We start from the raw sequence: 818 nt of genomic DNA, 5'->3' as shown, positions 1-818 counted from the left end.
CTCGTTGTAGGTAGCTTCTCAGGTAGGGGAGATTCAGGAGTCTCTGGTGGCGGATAGGCGCATACTGCCACACGCAACTTCAGCGGTAGCGAAGGGTCGGTGATGTCGAAACCGCAATGCTCCCAGTCAATATCAGAATCTGGATCGCTGGCGTGCTCAGATTGAGCCGTGTTCAGGGCTCTGTCATCACCAACAGTCGAATCAGCATTTTGCCTGAGTGTACTATTGAGCTGCTGTGTGATCGACTGTGCATAAGTCGTTACTGATCGTCCGGACGCGTCGGAACGCTGGGTATATGGATCCGGTGGATCATCATCAAATGGTGCGCTAGCAGCGGAAGTTGTATTGATGAAATAGCAGAGAGATAGGAGTGTTGCGAACACAGCGTGAATTGATTTACTTACCAGCATCTGTAATCAAGTTCCCTTGTGTTTCAAGCCAACGATTGTCTTGCCATGTCATGTATAGCGTTAGTAGTGACTGATACTCTTGATCTCTCTTCACTATTCTTTGACCTTGGCAAGTGACCCCAGTTCTTGAGGAGAGCTGGAAGGTAACTGCGATTGTGTTTGGGTGCACATCGTTGCCGTTCTCGGGAATAGGCTCAACTCGAACGATGTGAGTAACTTCTGACGTGCTCCCGTAAGCCCAGCCGTTCGAGTACAGCTTGGCAACATCGTCGGCGAAAGAGGTTGCAAAAGTCGAGCCAGGATCTGACATACCCAACAGTGCCGACGTATCACCCGTGTTCCAGGTGTATCCCATCAGTGCGTGATAGTGTTCTGCGGCGAGTTCTGCTCCTCTTTCGGTGTTCTCTT

Annotated in this window: 1 protein-coding gene and 1 pseudogene; both read right to left on the bottom strand. The window is 50.5% G+C overall.

Features of this window, described 5'->3' with window-relative positions:
• Window positions 1-383, bottom strand: a pseudogene (locus BQ7477_RS12625) (hypothetical protein); the annotation flags it as partial.
• Between the two features lie 13 nt (window positions 384-396).
• Window positions 397-818: DUF6318 family protein (locus tag BQ7477_RS12620; RefSeq protein ID WP_234968833.1), on the bottom strand; the 422-nt coding region annotated here is incomplete at its 5' end.

Origin of the sequence: Actinomyces bouchesdurhonensis (genome assembly GCF_900128465.1) — a bacterium.
GTDB lineage: Bacteria > Actinomycetota > Actinomycetes > Actinomycetales > Actinomycetaceae > Pauljensenia > Pauljensenia bouchesdurhonensis.
Note: the sequence above shows the minus strand (reverse complement) of the source record. Positions and strands in the feature narration are given on the sequence as shown.